15 protein-coding genes are annotated in these 17,486 nt (G+C 42.8%); 5 read left to right on the forward strand and 10 right to left on the reverse strand.

What is annotated here, in order from left to right; translation table 11 throughout:
• The first annotated feature begins 124 nt into the window (after positions 1-124).
• The 3 genes from yghU (at position 125) to A1019T_RS01695 (ending at position 3,778) form a co-directional block, all read left to right on the forward strand.
• Entirely contained in the window at positions 125-973 is an 849-nt protein-coding gene (gene yghU / locus A1019T_RS01685; RefSeq protein WP_077450144.1) for a glutathione-dependent disulfide-bond oxidoreductase, read from the forward strand.
• 385 nt (positions 974-1,358) lie between these two features.
• Positions 1,359-2,912, forward strand: a complete 1,554-nt coding sequence (gene csdA, locus A1019T_RS01690; RefSeq protein WP_077450145.1) for a DEAD/DEAH box helicase CsdA — start codon at positions 1,359-1,361, stop codon at positions 2,910-2,912.
• A 209-nt stretch (positions 2,913-3,121) separates the two neighbouring features.
• Entirely contained in the window at positions 3,122-3,778 is a 657-nt protein-coding gene (locus A1019T_RS01695) for a DsbA family oxidoreductase (RefSeq protein WP_077450146.1), read from the forward strand.
• A gap of 1 nt (position 3,779) precedes the next feature.
• Here the strand turns inward: A1019T_RS01695 and A1019T_RS01700 are convergent, their stop codons facing one another.
• The 6 genes from A1019T_RS01700 to A1019T_RS01725 all read right to left on the reverse strand — a co-directional run bounded on the left by A1019T_RS01700 (position 3,780) and on the right by A1019T_RS01725 (position 11,033).
• Entirely contained in the window at positions 3,780-5,261 is a 1,482-nt protein-coding gene (locus tag A1019T_RS01700; RefSeq protein ID WP_077450147.1) for an L-serine ammonia-lyase, read from the reverse strand.
• A 162-nt stretch (positions 5,262-5,423) separates the two neighbouring features.
• On the reverse strand, positions 5,424-6,077 hold the full coding sequence (locus A1019T_RS01705) for an anthranilate synthase component II (protein ID WP_077450148.1): 654 nt from the start codon (positions 6,075-6,077) through the stop codon (positions 5,424-5,426).
• A gap of 43 nt (positions 6,078-6,120) precedes the next feature.
• On the reverse strand, positions 6,121-7,536 hold the full coding sequence (locus A1019T_RS01710; protein WP_077450149.1) for an anthranilate synthase component I family protein: 1,416 nt from the start codon (positions 7,534-7,536) through the stop codon (positions 6,121-6,123).
• A gap of 73 nt (positions 7,537-7,609) precedes the next feature.
• On the reverse strand, positions 7,610-7,894 hold the full coding sequence (locus tag A1019T_RS01715; protein WP_244156492.1) for a Trp family transcriptional regulator: 285 nt from the start codon (positions 7,892-7,894) through the stop codon (positions 7,610-7,612).
• Positions 7,895-8,101: 207 nt separating this feature from the next.
• Positions 8,102-8,740: a hypothetical protein gene (locus tag A1019T_RS01720; RefSeq protein ID WP_077450150.1), complete on the reverse strand. Its 639-nt coding sequence runs from the start codon at positions 8,738-8,740 to the stop codon at positions 8,102-8,104.
• Positions 8,741-8,762: 22 nt separating this feature from the next.
• Positions 8,763-11,033 carry an ornithine decarboxylase gene (locus tag A1019T_RS01725; RefSeq protein WP_077450151.1) on the reverse strand — a complete coding sequence of 757 codons (2,271 nt, stop codon included), beginning with the start codon at positions 11,031-11,033 and terminating at the stop codon, positions 8,763-8,765.
• 410 nt (positions 11,034-11,443) lie between these two features.
• Between A1019T_RS01725 and A1019T_RS01730 the strand changes: the two genes are divergently transcribed.
• Both A1019T_RS01730 and A1019T_RS01735 read left to right on the forward strand, forming a co-directional pair.
• The gene (locus tag A1019T_RS01730) at positions 11,444-12,703 is read left to right on the forward strand and encodes a DUF819 family protein (protein ID WP_077450152.1); all 1,260 of its coding nucleotides are present in this window, start codon (positions 11,444-11,446) and stop codon (positions 12,701-12,703) included.
• A gap of 28 nt (positions 12,704-12,731) precedes the next feature.
• Positions 12,732-13,484: a M90 family metallopeptidase gene (locus A1019T_RS01735; protein WP_077450153.1), complete on the forward strand. Its 753-nt coding sequence runs from the start codon at positions 12,732-12,734 to the stop codon at positions 13,482-13,484.
• 35 nt (positions 13,485-13,519) lie between these two features.
• On the opposite strand, the gene bioD (A1019T_RS01740) is transcribed toward A1019T_RS01735, so the two are convergent.
• The 4 genes from bioD (A1019T_RS01740) to bioA all read right to left on the reverse strand — a co-directional run bounded on the left by bioD (A1019T_RS01740) (position 13,520) and on the right by bioA (position 17,346).
• Entirely contained in the window at positions 13,520-14,398 is an 879-nt protein-coding gene (gene bioD / locus A1019T_RS01740; protein WP_077450154.1) for a dethiobiotin synthase, read from the reverse strand.
• Positions 14,399-14,461: 63 nt separating this feature from the next.
• A complete protein-coding gene (locus A1019T_RS01745; RefSeq protein WP_077450155.1) occupies positions 14,462-15,178 on the reverse strand; it encodes a hypothetical protein in 717 nt (238 codons plus the stop codon).
• Between the two features lie 69 nt (positions 15,179-15,247).
• Entirely contained in the window at positions 15,248-16,048 is an 801-nt protein-coding gene (bioD, locus tag A1019T_RS01750; protein ID WP_425271915.1) for a dethiobiotin synthase, read from the reverse strand.
• Positions 16,039-17,346, reverse strand: a complete 1,308-nt coding sequence (gene bioA, locus A1019T_RS01755) for an adenosylmethionine--8-amino-7-oxononanoate transaminase (RefSeq protein ID WP_077450157.1) — start codon at positions 17,344-17,346, stop codon at positions 16,039-16,041. The genes bioD (A1019T_RS01750) and bioA overlap by 10 nt, the downstream gene beginning before the upstream one ends.
• Positions 17,347-17,486: the final 140 nt, after the last annotated feature.

The raw sequence follows: 17,486 nt of genomic DNA on the forward strand, positions 1-17,486 counted from the left end.
TATTCTTTGATCATTTTTGTCGTGTACAGAGTATAATGATATTAATAATAACTAAGCCAAATAAAGATCGTGAGATAAAAACGATTTAACTAACTAATTAATAAATAAACCTAATGGACTTACTATGACACAAGACAATATCAATAAAGACAGCACTAATAACAACGATTACACCCCACCCAAAGTATGGCAGCCAGTAGAGGGTAATGGTGGCAAGTTTGCTGGTACCAATAAACCTACCGCGGGTGCTCGACATAAACAAAAGCTACCTAAAGGCGATAACCCGCTACAGCTATACTCATTAAACACTCCTAATGGCGTAAAGATTAATATTCTGTTAGAAGAGTTGGCTGAACTGGGAGTTGAAGGCGCAAAATACGATGCTTTCAAGATTGATATTATGGAAGGCGATCAGTTTGGCTCAGAGTTTGTGACCATTAACCCCAACTCTAAAATTCCTGCCTTGGTGGATTACTCTGATAAAGAAGGGCCTGTGCACATCTTTGAGTCAGGAGCAATCATGATGTACTTAGCTGAGAAATTTGCTAAGTTCATTCCACTAGCCACAGACAATGCTCATAAACGTGCGTCATGTTTAAGCTGGGTAATGTGGCAAATGGGTAGTGCGCCTTACGTCGGTGGCGGCTTCGGTCATTTCTTTAGTTATGCCCCTTACCCAATGCAGTATCCTATCGACAGATTTACAATGGAAACCAAGCGTCAGCTGGATGTATTAGATAAGCACTTGGCCAACTCAGAGTATATGATTGGCGATGGGGAAGAGCGTTACACCATTGCCGATATGATCATTTGGGCTTGGTATGGTCAGCTTGTACTAGACGAACTCTATGAGAATGGAGCAGAGTTCTTAGACGCTTCAAGCTATAACAACGTACAACGGTGGGCAAAACAAATCGCTGCCAGACCCGCGGTTAAAAGAGCAGTAGAATTAGAGCTGAAGCCACTTAACTAGGTAAAATGCTTTCATTTTCAATTGGATAGGTAGATATTTTAATTAATTTTAAAATAACCTACCTATTTAAATTGGTTGTGCTATACTACGCGCTTGCTGATTGATAACATCGCCCGCAATTGTCGTCTGGAGAAGACACCTTTTATAATTGTTGCCGATGATTTTGCTGTTAGCCTTTCCAATAACCTCTCTAATAAATTATTAGAAGATATTGACGCTAACGATTCACCGGTAACAACCATCAAAATACGTTTTTAACTTGTACATAGGATGTACTTCTTAAATTACGCTTATCTGTGTTGTACCTAAAAAACTTTAACTGTTTACTACTGGCCCTCAGCATTGGCCGATTTGATAGTGGCAGTAACTTAATGGACACACATTTATGTCAAATTTAGACGCTCTTTTAGACAATGCCGCAAACGAAGTAGACGGTATCGTAACTACCCAAGATTTAAACGACAAGACCCACCCAAATACCAATGTAGACGTTGAAGATCAAGTTACCTTTGTTGACCTTGATTTAGCGCCTGAACTTCTTTCTGCGTTATCTTCAAGTGGCTATGAGCATCCAACTCCTATTCAAGCACAATCAATCCCACCAGCATTAGCCGGTCGTGATTTATTATTGTCTGCGCAAACAGGTAGTGGAAAAACTGCTGCATTCGTATTGCCAATGCTTGATAAAATCATTCGTGATAAAGCAACCAATAAAGTTGTGCATACTGTAATTTTGACACCAACACGTGAACTTGCTAACCAAGTAAGTGATAGCGTTCGTCAATATAGCTCAAAAACTCGCAATATCTTCAGCGTACCTTTAGTGGGCGGCGCCCCTTACGGTGGTCAGATCCGTGCCCTTAACAAAGGTGTACAGGTTATTATCGCTACACCAGGTCGCTTTATTGACCATATGAACTCAGGTCGTATTGATTTATCTGAATTAGACATCCTCATTCTTGATGAAGCAGATCGTATGTTAGACATGGGTTTCGCTGATGACATCGAAAAAGTAATGCAAGCCGCGCCTAAGAGCCGTCAAACCATTATGTGTTCTGCAACTTGGGATGGCCCAGTCGGTAAAATTGCTGCCAGCTTCACCAACAACCCTGAACGCATTGCGATTAAAGCTGAGACTAAGCACATTGATGAGTCAGTATATTACGCTGATGACTTCAATCACAAAAACCGTATTTTGGATCATTTATTGACCCAAAAAGACGTGAACCAAGCGATTATCTTTGCGGCCACTAAACGTAGCTGTGAGACTCTAGCTAAGAGCCTTAAAGAGCAAGGTCACAAAGCCAGCTTCCTACATGGTGACTTACCACAAGCCAAGCGTACTCGCATCATTAATGATGTTAAAGCGGGCAAAATCACTATCTTAGTAGCGACTGACGTAGCTGCTCGTGGTATTGACGTAAGTGGTATCACTCACGTATTTAACTATGATCTTCCACGCCAAACTGAAGATTACGTGCATCGCATCGGCCGTAGTGGTCGTGCCGGCCGTACCGGTATTGCTATCAACATTTGTAGCATTGATGACCGCCCACAGCTTGACGCCATTAACCGTTATTTGAAGCGTACTATGTCAGTGGAAGAAATCGAAGGCATGGAGCCTAAGAAAAACACCAAAGATTTAGCGGTAGGTACTGGCGCTAAACGTGGTCGTGGCGGCAATCGCCGTGGTGGTCCAGGTGCGGGTAACCGTCGTGGCGCTAATGGTGGCGGTGGCTACCGTGGTAAGTCTGCTGACAATGCCAGTGGCGAAAGACGTGGTAACGGCGCAGGTCGTCCAAGTGGTAAGCCTTCAGGTCGTCGCTTCGGCGGTGGTGGTAAGCCAGGCGCAGCTGCTGCTAAGCCAGCAGGACAACGTCGCAGTGGCCCAGCTCGTTCAGGCGAAGGCCGTCCAGCACGCCGTAGCAATAATGGCTAATTAATGACTCAAGTAGTCAATTAATAAAAAAAGACCAACCCTATTTGGGGTTGGTCTTTTTTATGTTTAGTTAACCTTGAAATTTGATGAAATGGGTCTCAGACTAAACAAGATATCAGACTAATTTGATAGTCTTTAATCTGTGTTCTACGCGACTATCTTTGACAGTATCTTTAACGATACCTTTTATAGAAATAAAGAGAATAAATATGAAAATTACCTATTGGTCAGATTATGCTTGCCCTTACTGTTATATCGGTGAGGTAAGGTTAGACAAAGCTATTGCCAAACTTCAGTCACAAAGCGAGCTTACCGATAATATTGAGATTGAATTAAAAGCATTTCAACTAGATCCTAATGCACCGCTAACTTCTAGTGGCCCAACTGTAGAACGCTTTGCCCAAAAATACGGCATTAGCCATGAGCAAGCTAGCGAACAACTGCAAAAAATATCACAACTGGCAACAGAAGAAGGGATAGGCTTTAACTATGCTGATACTTTATTTACCAATACACTAGATGCACACCGCTTGACCAAGTATGTCCAGAAAAATGCACCTGAGCTTGCTGATAAACTAAAAAAAGCCATTTACAAAGCCTATTTCATTGATCAAAAAGAGCTGGCAAATCGCGAGGTGCTCGCTGACATTGCTAAAGACGTTGGATTGGATGTAGATGTGGCAGATCTTCTTGATAGCAATACATTTAAAGACGAGGTGGTTGCTGATCAAGATGAGGCCATGCACTTAGGGGTACGCGGTGTCCCTTATTTTGTGATGAATGATACTTATGCGATACCTGGCGCTATGTCGCAAGAAGATTTTGAGAATGCGCTCAGGCAAATTTATAATGAAATGGGTCGCTAATCTAGCACTGCGGATAGCCTACACCAATCTCGACCACTTCAATACGGCTACCGTCAGGATGCTGATCAGGATTATAAGCATGGACGGCTAGCCCGCCCATGGCCGTTTCTTTATATTTGTCCATCATATCCGCGCCAGTGGCTTTCATGGTAGCGATGGCTTTATCAAGAGACACATGATGCTCGCCATCGCCACGGCTGGCCAACCGAGCCGCATTAATCGCCTTTACTGCACCCATAGCATTACGCTCAATACAAGGCACTTGTACCAGCCCGCCGATAGGGTCGCAGGTTAGTCCTAAGTTGTGCTCAATACCAATCTCTGCTGCATTGGTACATTGCGCAGGGCTAAGACCCATGACATGAGCAAGACCTGCCGCTGCCATAGAGCAAGCAGAGCCAACCTCTCCCTGACAACCCACTTCAGCGCCAGAGATAGAAGCATTTTGCTTAATAATAGTACCAATAGCCGCCGCTGTTAATAAGAACTCACGAACCCCTTGCTGATTATAATTTGGCACAAAATCACGGTAGTAATGTAATACGGCAGGAATAATGCCGGCCGCTCCATTGGTAGGGGCAGTCACCACACGCCCGCCATTGGCATTTTCTTCATTGACGGCTAAAGCAAATAAATCTACCCAGTCCATGGCCATCAGCTTATCACTGCTTTTTTGGGGACTTTCTAATTCATCTAATAGTTGACGATACATGTCTTTGGCGCGGCGTTTGACTTTTAATCCGCCCGGTAAGATACCTTCACCTTTACAGCCATTTTTCACACACTGCTGCATCACCTCCCAGACTTCATCTAAGTACTGATGGATGGTCTCCTCATCTCGCAAAGACAGTTCATTGGCCATCATGACGTCACTGATGCTCAAGCTGTGTTTTTGGCATTGAGCCAATAGCTCGTTACCATTGCTAAAAGGATAGGGGACATTGCTATCACTGGTGATGGCTACACTGTCAGCGGCATGAGTGTCGGATGATTCATCCATCAGGGGCTGCTCGAATTCGTCTTGAGTGGCCACAAAGCCACCCCCAATAGAGTAGTAGGTTTTTGCAATAGCGATGCTACCGTTACTATAAGCGCTAAAGCTTAACCCATTAGGGTGATGGGGCAAGGTAGTCTGAGGATGCCAAACGATATCCGTGTCATAGTTAAAAGAGATAATGTGTTTACCGGCAAAGTTTAATAACTGCTCATTAAGCACTGGGGCAAGATATTCATTCACCTTGTTGGTATCAATATTATCTGCTTTAAACCCTAATAGACCTAAAATACAAGCGGTATCAGTAGCATGTCCTTTACCAGTAGATGCCAATGAGCCATACAGATCAATTTGAACTCGCTCAATATCAGAAAAAGAGTATTGCTGCTGTAATTCATCTATAAACTTGCCAGCAGCAACCATAGGTCCCATGGTGTGGGAGCTAGAAGGGCCTATGCCGATTTTGAACATATCAAATAAGCTGATCATTAGTGTTATATACCTTAGTCTAGTCTATTAGTTTAACTATGCACATTTGTTGACTAATTATAACTAAAGGTTGGTTGCTATAAAAACAATTTTTAGTAAACACTTGTCTTATTGATAGCCATCTCTCGCAAAAACCTAGGCTTTTTGACTACAGCAAGTTTCTTATACCTGTAATAAGAAGTTTGAAAGCAAGCGCTTAGCCCCTTCGGTAGCAAATGATTCAGGGTGGAACTGCACCCCTTGAATGGGATACTGAGTGTGGCGAATACCCATAATCTCTTCGCCGTTTTTAACCCCAACCATTAAATCTTGACCAGCATATGCTTCATTGGATACCACAGAGGTTACTGTGAGGCACTCAGGTAAAGTGTCTGCCTTTACCATTAACGAGTGATAGCGCATGATTTCAATATCTTGAGGCAAGCCTTGATAGACGCCTTGCTCATCATGACGAATGGGGGAGGTCTTCCCATGCATCGGCATGCCAGCACGCACCACATCGCCACCAAATACATGAGCAATACCTTGCATGCCTAAGCACACGCCTAATAGAGGGGTTGTTGGACCCAGATCCTTTATCACTTCCGCACATACTCCAAAATAAGCCGGATCATCAGGAGAGCCTGGACCAGGGGAGATGATAATGCGGTCATAACCTTGCTGCTTAATTTGCTCTAAGCTGATTTCATTATTTCGTTTAACAGTGACCTTGCTGTTACTGTGCTCTTGGCTAAGCTCGGTTTGTAGGATTTCTCCCACATATTGATATAAGTTGAAGGTGAAAGAGTCGTAGTTATCTATAATTAAAACGTTCATGACAGACCTTGAATAATATTGTGATAGGGGTGGCTTGCTGTGATTAGGCGTTAATAAAGCTGTCTAATACCACTTTCATGGCCGACAGTTTGCGCTGAATCTCCAGATATTCATCTTCAGGGTTTGAATCACAGACATTACCGCCACAAGTTTGGGCATAAGCCTCTTCACCATTAATAAATAGACTGCGAATTGGAATCGCAAAAATACAGTCGCCATTAAAGTTAAATGATCCTAAAGCACCACCATAAGCGCCGCGACCGTCTGGCTCCAGCTCATTAATAATCTTGATGGCTTCAATCTTTGGGGCACCAGACAACGTGCCTGCCGGAAAGTTACTCGCCAAAGCGCTAAACATATCCTCATCAGGGTGCAACACACCCACAATCTCGGATGAGATGTGCTGTACATGTGAGTAGCGTTTGATATCCATTAAACTTCTTACTTTTACGGTCCCAAAACGGGCGACACGGCCGATATCATTCCTATGCAAATCAACAAGCATATTGTGCTCAGCAATCTCTTTGGCATCATTGAGTAGGGCACGAGCCAATTGACGGTCCTCAGTTTCATCTTTACCTCGTTTGGCGGTTCCTGCCAGCGGATAGGTCTCCATCTCTCCTTGGCGTAAACGGAATAACAGTTCAGGAGAGGCCCCAATAATGCGCTGAGTCCCAAATTTCATAAAGTACATGTGTGGAGAAGGATTAACCTCCCTCAACTTTTGATAAATAGGGATGTGATCGCCACTGATTTTGTATTTGGATTTAAAACCTACCTCACATTGGAATATGCGGCCAGCAATGATGTCTTCTTTAACGCGCATAACTGCTTGGGCATGCTGCTCCTTACTCATGCCATCGCCTATAAATTCCACTGACGGACTGCTATATTCTGGTACCGCCGCTTGTAGTAGAGATTTGACCTTATCGATGCGGTTTTGTTGCTGCTCGGTAGGATAATAAAAATAGAAGATCTCGCCAGTCATCTTATCTAAGGTAAGGCCATCCAAATAAACCCCAAATTTGAATGCCTCAAAGTGCTCACTGGATTTGGCGTTTAAGCTGCGCTCAAAGAAGTTAACACTGTCATAACCCAAATAGCCAACCAGCCCGCCTGTTTGATCGCGTGCCAATACATGCTGAGGAGTGATTTCCCGTAATAACTGATAAGGATTGTCTGTCTTATAATCGCGAACCTCTCCAGTTAAATTATCGTTGATTGATAACGTGGTACGACTGGTGGCGACAATGGTCATTACTGGTGAAAAGCCAATGGCATGATGACGTGACATATGGCCTTCAGCCCCTAAAGACTCAAGCAAATAGCAGGTTTCAAACTCTGATTCTATACGCTTAAATAATTCAAAAAAATCAATATCTTCGGTTAGCTTAATACGTATGGGCTTACTGGGGATATCTATCATTTTTGGTGAGGGGTAACCAGGTTCTTGACTCATAAATAAATTCCAATGGCAAAAAATGAGGATTAAAAAGGTAAGGCAAAAGGCTCAAAGAAGTAGGACTATGTCCTTATCTACGATGTACTTGTAATAACTTATTAATCGCCTCTTCTTGTTGTTGCAAGGCTTTGGCGCCCCGAGACACAGTAGCAATGCCCACTCCAAGCTGCTGAGAAATAGCGCGCTGAGTGATCCCTTGCTGTAATAGGTCGAAGATTCGCACTCGGTTGGCTATATCTTGTAGCTCTTTATCGGTTAGTAAGGCTGCCAATATGGCATCCACTTCTTGGCTATCGGTTAGCTCAGTAAGATGCTGTACTAGGCTTTGATAGGCGTCTTTAGTATTATTAGTCATAGGGTTATGGGTCATTGCTAGCGGGTTGATTAAAGGTGGCAAGCATTAAAAGCTATTGTAACTTTCTGCTTGTATCAGTATTCTAGTACACTAGAACTTCGATGTAAACCATAAATTTAATTCTATTTTTAATTAATTTGGCGTATAAAAAAAGCAACCCTCAGGTTGCTTCTCTTAACGTGTTAATTCTAAAAATCAGTGTAAACCCTAGTTGACACAACTAAAGTCAAAGTCTTCATTCACCAAGATGGTACGTATCACTTTACCTTGTTCATCTTTTTCATAATCAATGATTATAGGACGACCTAGGTCAGGGTCACACTTTGGAATTAGCGCAACGGGAGTCAAATAACGCAGGGTGGCGACTTTTGCATTATTGGGGATATTACCCTTATACCAAGTTTCATTTAGGCTTTCTGACGACTCGTCATAAAACTCATCGCTGTAAGCATACAACTCATTGCTCTGTGCCAAAAAGCACTTTTCTTGCTTGTTAAGCTCAGATAATGGTTTTGGGGTTCTGTCATACAAGTTAACCCAAGTATCTTCCAAACCATACTTTTGGCTTTGACGGCTTAGATTGCTTAAATCGCAGCTGCCTGCCTTAAAGGCTGAGCTGATGTCTTTAATCTCATTAGACGAAAAGAAATAAGTTTTCTTCTGCTGCTGAATAGTCGCAGAGTCCTTTTTATTTTTATCGTCTGCTTTATTTTTGCTTTGACTGCTACTCATGGTAGACACTTTGCCTTGAGAGGAGGATTCAAGAACTTGCTGTGTAGCACAACCGGTTAAAGACAAAGCCATTGCTGTTAAGCCTAGACAAGAAATTTTTGATACTAATTTCATTTATTACTCACAAGTTGAAAATTTAAATATGACCAAAAGGGGTCAGGGCTTCTTGCTTATTTAAAAACATGTCGGTATCCAACTCAGCGTCTAAATCTTTAGACGCTTCGTGGATTTTAAATTGTGACTCTAAACTGGGTATAGACTCATCTTTTAACACGTAGGCCCACGCACGTTTACGCCCATTGGCATCATACTCCCAGTATACGCCTTGTACTTCTGGCTCAAAGCCTGGAAGCGAGTTCACACCTTCTTCTAGTGCTAAGAAGTAGTCGAGGACGGCGCCGCCCCAAACTTCGCCAGGAACGATACAGTACACGCCAGGCGGGTAGGGTAATGCACCCTCCATAGCAATACGGCCCTTAATATGGGATAAAGGCACCAGTTCAATATCATTACGGACAAATGCGTTATGGGCATCAAAAGCTCGCATCGCAAACTTAGGGCGATGCTGTCTTTTGAACATCTGTTGCTGCAGCTGGTTTAATTTATATTTGGCATAAAAGTCATGCAAGCGCTGACACAGCTCATTAATACCCAGCTTGCGATACTGAGGATAGGATTTTGCCAACGAAGGCAGTACTTCACTAACCAAGCTATTGGCCTTAATGTGAGCCTCAAAGCGTACAATACGGGCCACAAGGTGCTGGAACTTCGCTAACGTCTCGGCTGGGGTCAGTAAGAATAGAATAGAGTTTAAGTCTGCCTTCTCTGGAATTACTGAGCTTTCACGTAGGTAATGGGCCAGTAATGGGGCTGGTACTCCGGTTTCCTCATACTCACCGGTTTCCATATTGATCCCTGGCGTGGTTAATAACAGCTTACAAGGGTCAATAAAGTACTGCTTATCTTTATACTGCTCAAAGTCATGCCAGCGCTCGCCTGCTTTAAATTCAAAGAAGCGAATGTCATTAGCGATTTGCTCAGTATCGTAGTCCTGCCAAAGCTTACCATCAATGGTGGGCGGTACAAAAGGTTTAATTAAGGTGCAAGTATCAAGCAGCATCTTACGGGCTTCAATACCTCCGATGATACATTCATGCCACATGCGCTGACCGGCTTTGCCTTCATGCATCTTAGCGTTGACATCAAGTGAAGCAAACAATGGATAAAATGGACTGGTCGACACATGCATCATAAACGCGTTATTAAAACGTTTGTGATTCACATAACGAGCTTGCCCACTGATGTGATTGTCTTTTTTGTGGATTTGTGACGCTTGCGAGAAGCCTGCTTGCTGCTTATGCACTGACTGAGTTACTAAGATACCTGGGTCATCTGGCGTTAGATGAAGTAGCAGAGGAGAGCAATCACGCATCATAGGGATAAACTGCTCATAGCCCACCCAAGCACTATCAAATAAAATATAGTCACATAAGTGGCCTATTTTATCGACCACTTGACGCGCGTTATAAATAGTACCGTCGTAAGTGCCGAGCTGAATTACTGCCAGACGGAACGGACGTTTGGCATCAGCACGTTCAGGAGCCACCTCACGAATACGATCACGTATCTCAGCTTCATCAAAGCAGTGTGATGCTATCCCGCCAATTAACCCATAGGCATTACGTTCAGTCTCCAAATAAACCGCTGTACCCCCGCTCATAGATAGCGCACCTTGATACACCGACTTATGGTTATTTCGGTCAAATAATACCAAGTCATCATGGGCCACTAGAGCCCCAATGGCAATTTTGTTTGAAGAAGAGGTGCCATTTAGCACAAAGTAAGTTTTGTCGGCATTAAACACTTTAGCTGCATGTGCCTGAGCCTTATAAGCGGGGCCTTCATGAATTAAAAGGTCGCCTAGGCCCACATCAGCATTACACGAGTCAGAGCGAAATAAATTCTCGCCAAAATATAAGAAAAAACGACGACCAGAAGGGTGGCGACGGAAGAACTGACCGCCCTGATGTCCTGGGCAATCAAATGCGGCATTACCATAATCGGTGTATTCACGCAGCGCTTGGAAAAATGGCGGGTCTAAAGTCTCGATGTAATGGGCGGCTGCAGCATTCACCAACTGACCATTATAATATTTTTGATCATCAGCTAGCTCTAGGACCCCATAAACATGAGGCAGCCACTCATCAGGAACGCTATCTCCATATTTAATAGCCACAAAAACAGGAATTGAGAAACCTAAGTCTTCAATTTCTGCATGCGCTTTAGGCAGATCTTCCATGGTCACTACAATGGCGGCGATATTAGTAAAATCAGTTGCCTCAACTTCAGTTAGTCTATAATTACAGTTAAGTGCATAGTCGATGCCATCGCTGACGGCTATTTTCATTATACTTTCCTTTAGCTAGTCGAAGATCTTAGAATTTAAATCCTGTTTAGACCGATAAACAATTCATTGTTTAAAGAGATTACCCGCCTTACGGATTGCCCTGCCATTATTCCTAATAAAAAAGCAGTTAGCAAATTTTTTGCTCATTTTAAGCCAATTATCTGACCCATTCATTACTGTGTGTACCTGTTTTATAACCTGGGTAGTTCATAAAGGTTGCCACCCTTAAGGATCCTTACTCATAATGGATGATATTTTGACACTTACAGTAAGATATTAATTAGGGCTGCAAATAATCATTTCATAGTAACCAAGTATAGTATTGTGTTGCAGGTGATATAACGCTTTATTATACTGACCGCTTTTTAGCTTACTATTTATTCACTCTATAGCCATGCTGGAGTCAGCAGATGCCAGACTTATCGAACTTATCTTTTCAGAACTTGGCTATTGATAGCCTTCCTTTAGCTTTTGGCATTATCATGGCCATTATCGGACTGGTATTTTATACCCAAGGATTACCAGGTAGATTTTGGCGTAGGTTTTATGCCGTATTACCAGGTATCGTGCTGTGTTGTTTTATTCCGGCGACTTTAAATAGCTTAGGGGTGTTTGCAGAAGGCATTGGCACTCAAATTTATGGCTTTACCGCCACTTACTTATTACCCGCCAGCTTACTGCTAATGACTTTATCAATGGATGTCCCTAAGATTTTAGGACTGGGCTGGAAAGCTGTCGCCATGTTTTTTGCAGCCAGTATAGCCATTATCATTAGTGGTCCTATAAGTTTAGGTATCGCCAAATGGATATCCCCTGAGATGTTTACTGATGACACCTTATGGCGCGGCTTCTCTGCAGTAGCCGGCAGCTGGATCGGCGGCGCCGCCAACCAAGCTGCAATGAAGGAGCTGTTTGGGGTTAGTGATGACTTATTTGGTATGATGATTTTGGTCGACACCACCAATGCGTCATTATGGTTGTTGGCTATCTTAGTTATGGCTAAGCATAGTGATAAGATTGATAAGTTCTTGCGGGCAGACACTGGCAGTATTGAAAGAGTGGTGGCCGCGGTAGAGAGTTATGAGCGTGATAACGCCCGTCCTGGCAGTCTTAATGACTTAATGGTTATGTTTGGACTGTGCTTTGCCATGGTGGGTTTGGCACACTTTTTGGGCGGAGAGATTGCTAACTTTTTCTCGCCTTATACTTGGGCAGTACAATATAGCTTTGCCAGCTCCTTCTTCTGGATGGTAGTTATCATTACTTTAATTGGTGTGGGCTTTTCTTTCACCAAAGTACGCCGCTTAGATCATATTGGTGCCTCAAAGATGGGGACGGTATTTATCTTTATTCTTATCGCCGCCATTGGTATGCAAATTAACTTAAACGGCTTGGTGTCTCAGTGGCGACTACTGCTAATCGGCTTGTTGTGGATGTGCATCCATGTAATGATTGTGTTTATTGTGGCCAGACTAATTCGTGCGCCGTTCTTTTTCTTAGCGGTGGGCTCTAACGCCAATACGGGTGGTGCTTCTTCGGCTCCGATTGTGGCCACCGCTTTCCACCCGTCATTAGCACCTGTTGGGGTGTTCTTGGGTATCTTAGGCTATGCTGTGGGTACTATCGGCGGTTATGTCAGTACTCAGCTTATGCGTTTGGTTGTGGGTTAAAGGGCATTACCATAAAAGGATTTAGTTTATGTTCGATAAAATAAAAGACTGGAACGAGCAGCGTATTATAGATAAAAGCGGTTATAGTCATTCTCAGTGGCAAGCGGTTGCTCAAGATATTGCCATATTAAATAGACTAACTGAATCTGAATTAGAGCGGTTGTTTGATTTGGCTACGTTATTTTTGCATGACAAGTCTATTAAAGGCGCGCAGGACTTTGTGGTGACTGATGCTATGAAGCAGTCAATTGCGCTACAAGCCTGCCTGCCAATATTAAATCTTGGTCTTGAGTGGTATAAAGGCTGGTCATCAGTTATCGTTTATCCGAGCAGCTACCATGCCAAAAGCACTACCATAGATGAGATGGGAATTGTACACGAGGGCACCCAGCATCGAAGCGGTGAGGCTTGGTTACGAGGCCCCGTTATTTTATCTTGGCGAGAGGTAAAAGATTCAGGCGATCTAGATGGACAAAATGTGGTGATCCATGAGTTCGTGCATAAGCTCGATATGTTAAATGGCCGTGCTAATGGATTTCCACCCATGCAATCTGGCATGGATCCTACCGAGTGGACCCAAATAATGGAACAGGGGTTTGCAGATTTTCAAAACAACCCTAAACCTGGCATTGATCGTTATGGCGCCACAAATCCTGCAGAGTTCTTAGCTGTGTTGAGTGAGGTGTTTTTTGAAAGACCGCAGGATCTGAATGATGCCTATCCTAATATCTATCAGCTACTGGTTGATTTTTTTAAACAAAACCCACTTCAAAGAACCTAGTTCCTAAAGCTCAATCTCCTGTACAGTTTTAGCTATTATCTTTTGGCAATCTTTTTATATAAAGACTCTGCATACAAGGTATTATCAGCAATCTCTTGAGCATATTTTTCTATACTGTAGGCAGGATGACTAATAACGTTTTTCTTCTCCACCTCAGGTTTTAGATAATGAGATATTTGACTGCTAAAGGAGATATAAGGCAGTTCTACCCAAAAAGTATCAGGGTGATGCTGTTTTAGGTACTGTTGCAGGTATAGTCTCGTGTTTTTTAAAAGAGTGTTCCTTACGCGATGAGTATCAAACGACTCTTTATACAGCTGTTCATTCTGTAGCACCTGATCCGGAGTTAATTCATCCGTATCCACTGTCGCCGCTGAATGTTGATATTGGTTATAAATCACAGCGTGCAAAGTCAACCCTCGTTGAGCAATAGCTTGTAGCGCGAGCAGCGTATGGTTAATACTTTCTAATGTCGCTGAGGTCACCAGTACCACTGGATGCCCTTGCTCCGCTATGTAATCTATGGTCAGTAACGACTCTGTCAAAGGGGTCATAATCCCACCTGACGTCTCTAACAATACCATTTCATACTGTAATCTTAGCTGTTGAGTGGCTACAGTTATCCGAGCGGGATATAAAGGTATATTTTCTAAGGAAGCGGCCATATAGGGCGGAGCAGCGGCCCTAAACACAAACGGACAGCTAACATATTGATGATCAACATACTGCAGGGGTATTTGCATGATATGTCTGTGAGTGATGATGTCTTCAGCTATGTTACCTTTACAGCCTGTTTCAATTAACTTTTGGGTTATGACATTAACCCCATTTTCTAATAAATGTTTGGCAAGATAACCGGTCGCATAAGTTTTGCCGATGTGGCTATCGACACCTGTTATAAAAAATACACTCATTATTCTTTCTGCTTATTTTTTTCTATCGTTTGATACTAGCGTAGCTTTAGCGGTATTACTGCTCTAAACGGTCCATTGATCATTAACGATGGCTACCAAATAGTATTTGCCCTGATACTCATCAAATACTAAGCGCATGGCTCGCCAGTCTATTCCTTGATACTCAGGATTCTTGCCAGAATGATAAAACTCAACAAAGTCAGCGCCAGGATAAGCCACTTTGAGATTATTTAAACTATTACCTGAGCCTTGAAACTTGTTAAAGGTGGTATTCTTAACCTCATATTGTTCAGCGGCTACCCAGTTGTTTAGAAAATCGGGTAGGGTGGTAATGTGCAATTCACCGCTACCGTCTTTGGCACCCCAAGTAAATTTAATTCGAGATTGTTGTAAATAGGTGGTGAATTGCTCTCGGCTAAATACCTTGTCGCTGTCTTTATGTACATAAGCGTACATGCTAAAGCGTACACCCTTTGTCGGGTGAATGAAAGCTGTCAACGCTTTATAGTTATCGGTAGCTAAGTAATTCTGGATCTGTTCAGCTTGCTGCAAGATTTGAGCTTCTTTGCTTTGGGAAGCTGAGTTTTGGGTGGTAGCAGAAGCGTTATTGTTGGAGCTTGAGCTGCCATCAGGTCTGATTGTAGAGTCAGTCGAACTATTTGCAGACATGGAAGGCGTGGCACAAGCGCTGGCAAGCAGACAGGCAGTCAATATAGCCAACAGCTTAGAAGGTGCTTTTAAGCAACTGGAATTATTATTAGGCTTTAGTAGCTGAGTCATGGTGTATTATCCTAAATACTTGTATCGAGTATATGAGTGTTCGTAAATTCAGAGCAGGTCATTTAAGTATTATTTTAGCTGTTGAGTATCGGCTATCTCAGCGATTAGTCTGGCCGCATACTTAGTCATTGATGGTGATACGTTTAGACTGTCATTTGTTGAGTCTGAGACATACGCTAAGTTTATCCAATAAGTTTGTGGATGGTGTTGCTTTAGATAAGACTGTAAGTAAGTTTGAGTATCATCAATAATATCACTGTCAGGCTCATATGCTGAGGCAAGATACTTGTTAGGCTGCCACTGATTATAGATAACGGCATGTAAAGGTATCTCACGCTTAGCCAGTGCTTCAAGGCTTAATAAAGTGTGGCTGATACTACCTAAACGTCCAGAGGTCACTAATATCAGTGGGTAGTGTTGGCTAGCAATATAATCAATAGTAAGCAGAGACTCAGTGAGTGGCACCATCAGTCCACCAGCACCCTCAAGTAGCACAATATCATAGCTATCGGTCAGCTGTTCCGTGGCTTGGGTAATTACTTCTGGCTCAATTAATCGATCCTCTAGTGCTGAAGATAGATGGGGTGAGGCGGGTTTTTTGAACACATAAGGACAGGTTAGGCCTTGATAATCCACCTCTTGGAGTGGTATTCCCATCATAGCTCTGTGAGTAATGATATCTTCGGCAATATCCTCACAGCCTGTCTGTACCAGTTTTTGGGTAATGACTGATTTTGAATCGCTATTCGCTACATTATTAGAGCTGGCTTGCTGTGTTTGTTGTAACAAAGCTTGAGCTAAAATAGCGGTAGCATAGGTTTTACCGATATCGGTATCTATGCCACTGATAAAAAACACACTCACGCCCAATACTCCTCTAAAACTGCGGTAAATCGCTCACAAAGTAGCGCCAATTCAGCATCCTCCATAATAATAGGCGGCATCATATATACCAGCTTGCCAAAGGGTCTGATCCATACTTTGTGTTTTATCAATAATTGCTGAAAACGTGGCATATCCACCGTCTCATTTAGCTCAATCACCCCAATAGCACCCAAGACTCGTACTTCAGCTATCTGTTTATACTCATTTAACGGCTGTAAATACGACTTTAATTGGGACTCAATATGACGGGCACGTTTGGCGTAATCACCGTCGATAATAAGCTCTAGTGAAGCCAACGCCACAGAGCAGGCTAGGGGATTACCCATAAAAGTAGGGCCATGCATTAGGGCTGCATACTCGCTATTAGCAATACTATCAGCCACATAGCGTTGGCATAACGTGGCAGCGAAGGTCATATAACCTCCAGTTAAGGCTTTACCCAAAGTCATAATATCTGGTGATATATCGGCATGCTGGCAGGCAAACATCTTACCGGTACGACCAAATCCTGTGGCTATTTCATCGATGATTAATAAAACATCATATTTGTCGCATAATTTCCGTAAAACCTTGAGATATTCGGGGTTATAGAAACGCATACCACCAGCACCTTGTACCACAGGCTCAATAATAAAAGCAGCCATCTTATGCTGTTTTTGTTCAAAAAATGCACACAAATTATCCTTGATGTTAGCTGTTAACGGGCTGTCATAGCCAGTATTAGGCTTATCAACAAATAACTGTACTGGCAGCTGCTTGCCATAAATACTGTGCATACCAGTCACAGGATCACAGATGCTCATAGCATGCCAAGTATCGCCATAATAGCCAGAACGGGTAGTCGCTATTTGATTGCGATTGGGCTTGTTTTGTGACAATTGGTACTGTAGCGCTATCTTTAAAGCGACTTCAACAGCAATACTGCCGCTATCAGCATAGAAGATCGCATCCAAACCTTTGGGAACAATAGAAAGCAGTTTTTTGCCCAAATCAATAGCAGGCTGGTGGGTTAAGCCACCAAACATAACATGGGCCATATTAGACAGCTGAGCTGTGACAGCGGCATTTAATTTGGGATGATTATAGCCGTGGGTAGCTGCCCACCAAGATGACATGCCGTCGATGAGTGCGTCACCAGATTTGCTGTACAGATAGACACCGTCAGCTTTGTCGATAACTAAATTGGGATATGATGGCGGTAGACTTGCGTAAGGATGCCACAAATTGTTGTGATCAAAGTCATCAAAGTTTTTATTTGGTAGATTAGAATTATTATTTAGCATAGCGTCGGATAAATGATCATCAGAAAATATTTACGAGAAATGAAATTTGCCGAAATATGTTAGCATTAATACTAATCGATATGGACGCAAGCTAATTATTTATAGATAAAATTAGTTCGTGATAGATTTAAACGATAGAC

It is taken from the genome of Psychrobacter piechaudii, assembly GCF_900162825.1.
GTDB classification, from domain to species: Bacteria; Pseudomonadota; Gammaproteobacteria; order Pseudomonadales; family Moraxellaceae; genus Psychrobacter; species Psychrobacter piechaudii.

Bases quoted from the DNA above. Each gene is read 5' to 3' on its own strand.
- yghU (WP_077450144.1), top strand. From the start codon at position 125: ATGACACAAGACAATATCAATAAAGACAGCACTAATAACAACGATTAC.
- csdA (WP_077450145.1), top strand. From the start codon at position 1,359: ATGTCAAATTTAGACGCTCTTTTAGACAATGCCGCAAACGAAGTAGAC.
- A1019T_RS01695 (WP_077450146.1), top strand. From the start codon at position 3,122: ATGAAAATTACCTATTGGTCAGATTATGCTTGCCCTTACTGTTATATC.
- A1019T_RS01700 (WP_077450147.1), bottom strand. From the start codon at position 5,261: ATGATCAGCTTATTTGATATGTTCAAAATCGGCATAGGCCCTTCTAGC.
- A1019T_RS01705 (WP_077450148.1), bottom strand. From the start codon at position 6,077: ATGAACGTTTTAATTATAGATAACTACGACTCTTTCACCTTCAACTTA.
- A1019T_RS01710 (WP_077450149.1), bottom strand. From the start codon at position 7,536: ATGAGTCAAGAACCTGGTTACCCCTCACCAAAAATGATAGATATCCCC.
- A1019T_RS01715 (WP_244156492.1), bottom strand. From the start codon at position 7,894: ATGACTAATAATACTAAAGACGCCTATCAAAGCCTAGTACAGCATCTT.
- A1019T_RS01720 (WP_077450150.1), bottom strand. From the start codon at position 8,740: ATGAAATTAGTATCAAAAATTTCTTGTCTAGGCTTAACAGCAATGGCT.
- A1019T_RS01725 (WP_077450151.1), bottom strand. From the start codon at position 11,033: ATGAAAATAGCCGTCAGCGATGGCATCGACTATGCACTTAACTGTAAT.
- A1019T_RS01730 (WP_077450152.1), top strand. From the start codon at position 11,444: ATGCCAGACTTATCGAACTTATCTTTTCAGAACTTGGCTATTGATAGC.
- A1019T_RS01735 (WP_077450153.1), top strand. From the start codon at position 12,732: ATGTTCGATAAAATAAAAGACTGGAACGAGCAGCGTATTATAGATAAA.
- bioD (WP_077450154.1), bottom strand. From the start codon at position 14,398: ATGAGTGTATTTTTTATAACAGGTGTCGATAGCCACATCGGCAAAACT.
- A1019T_RS01745 (WP_077450155.1), bottom strand. From the start codon at position 15,178: ATGACTCAGCTACTAAAGCCTAATAATAATTCCAGTTGCTTAAAAGCA.
- bioA (WP_077450157.1), bottom strand. From the start codon at position 17,346: ATGCTAAATAATAATTCTAATCTACCAAATAAAAACTTTGATGACTTT.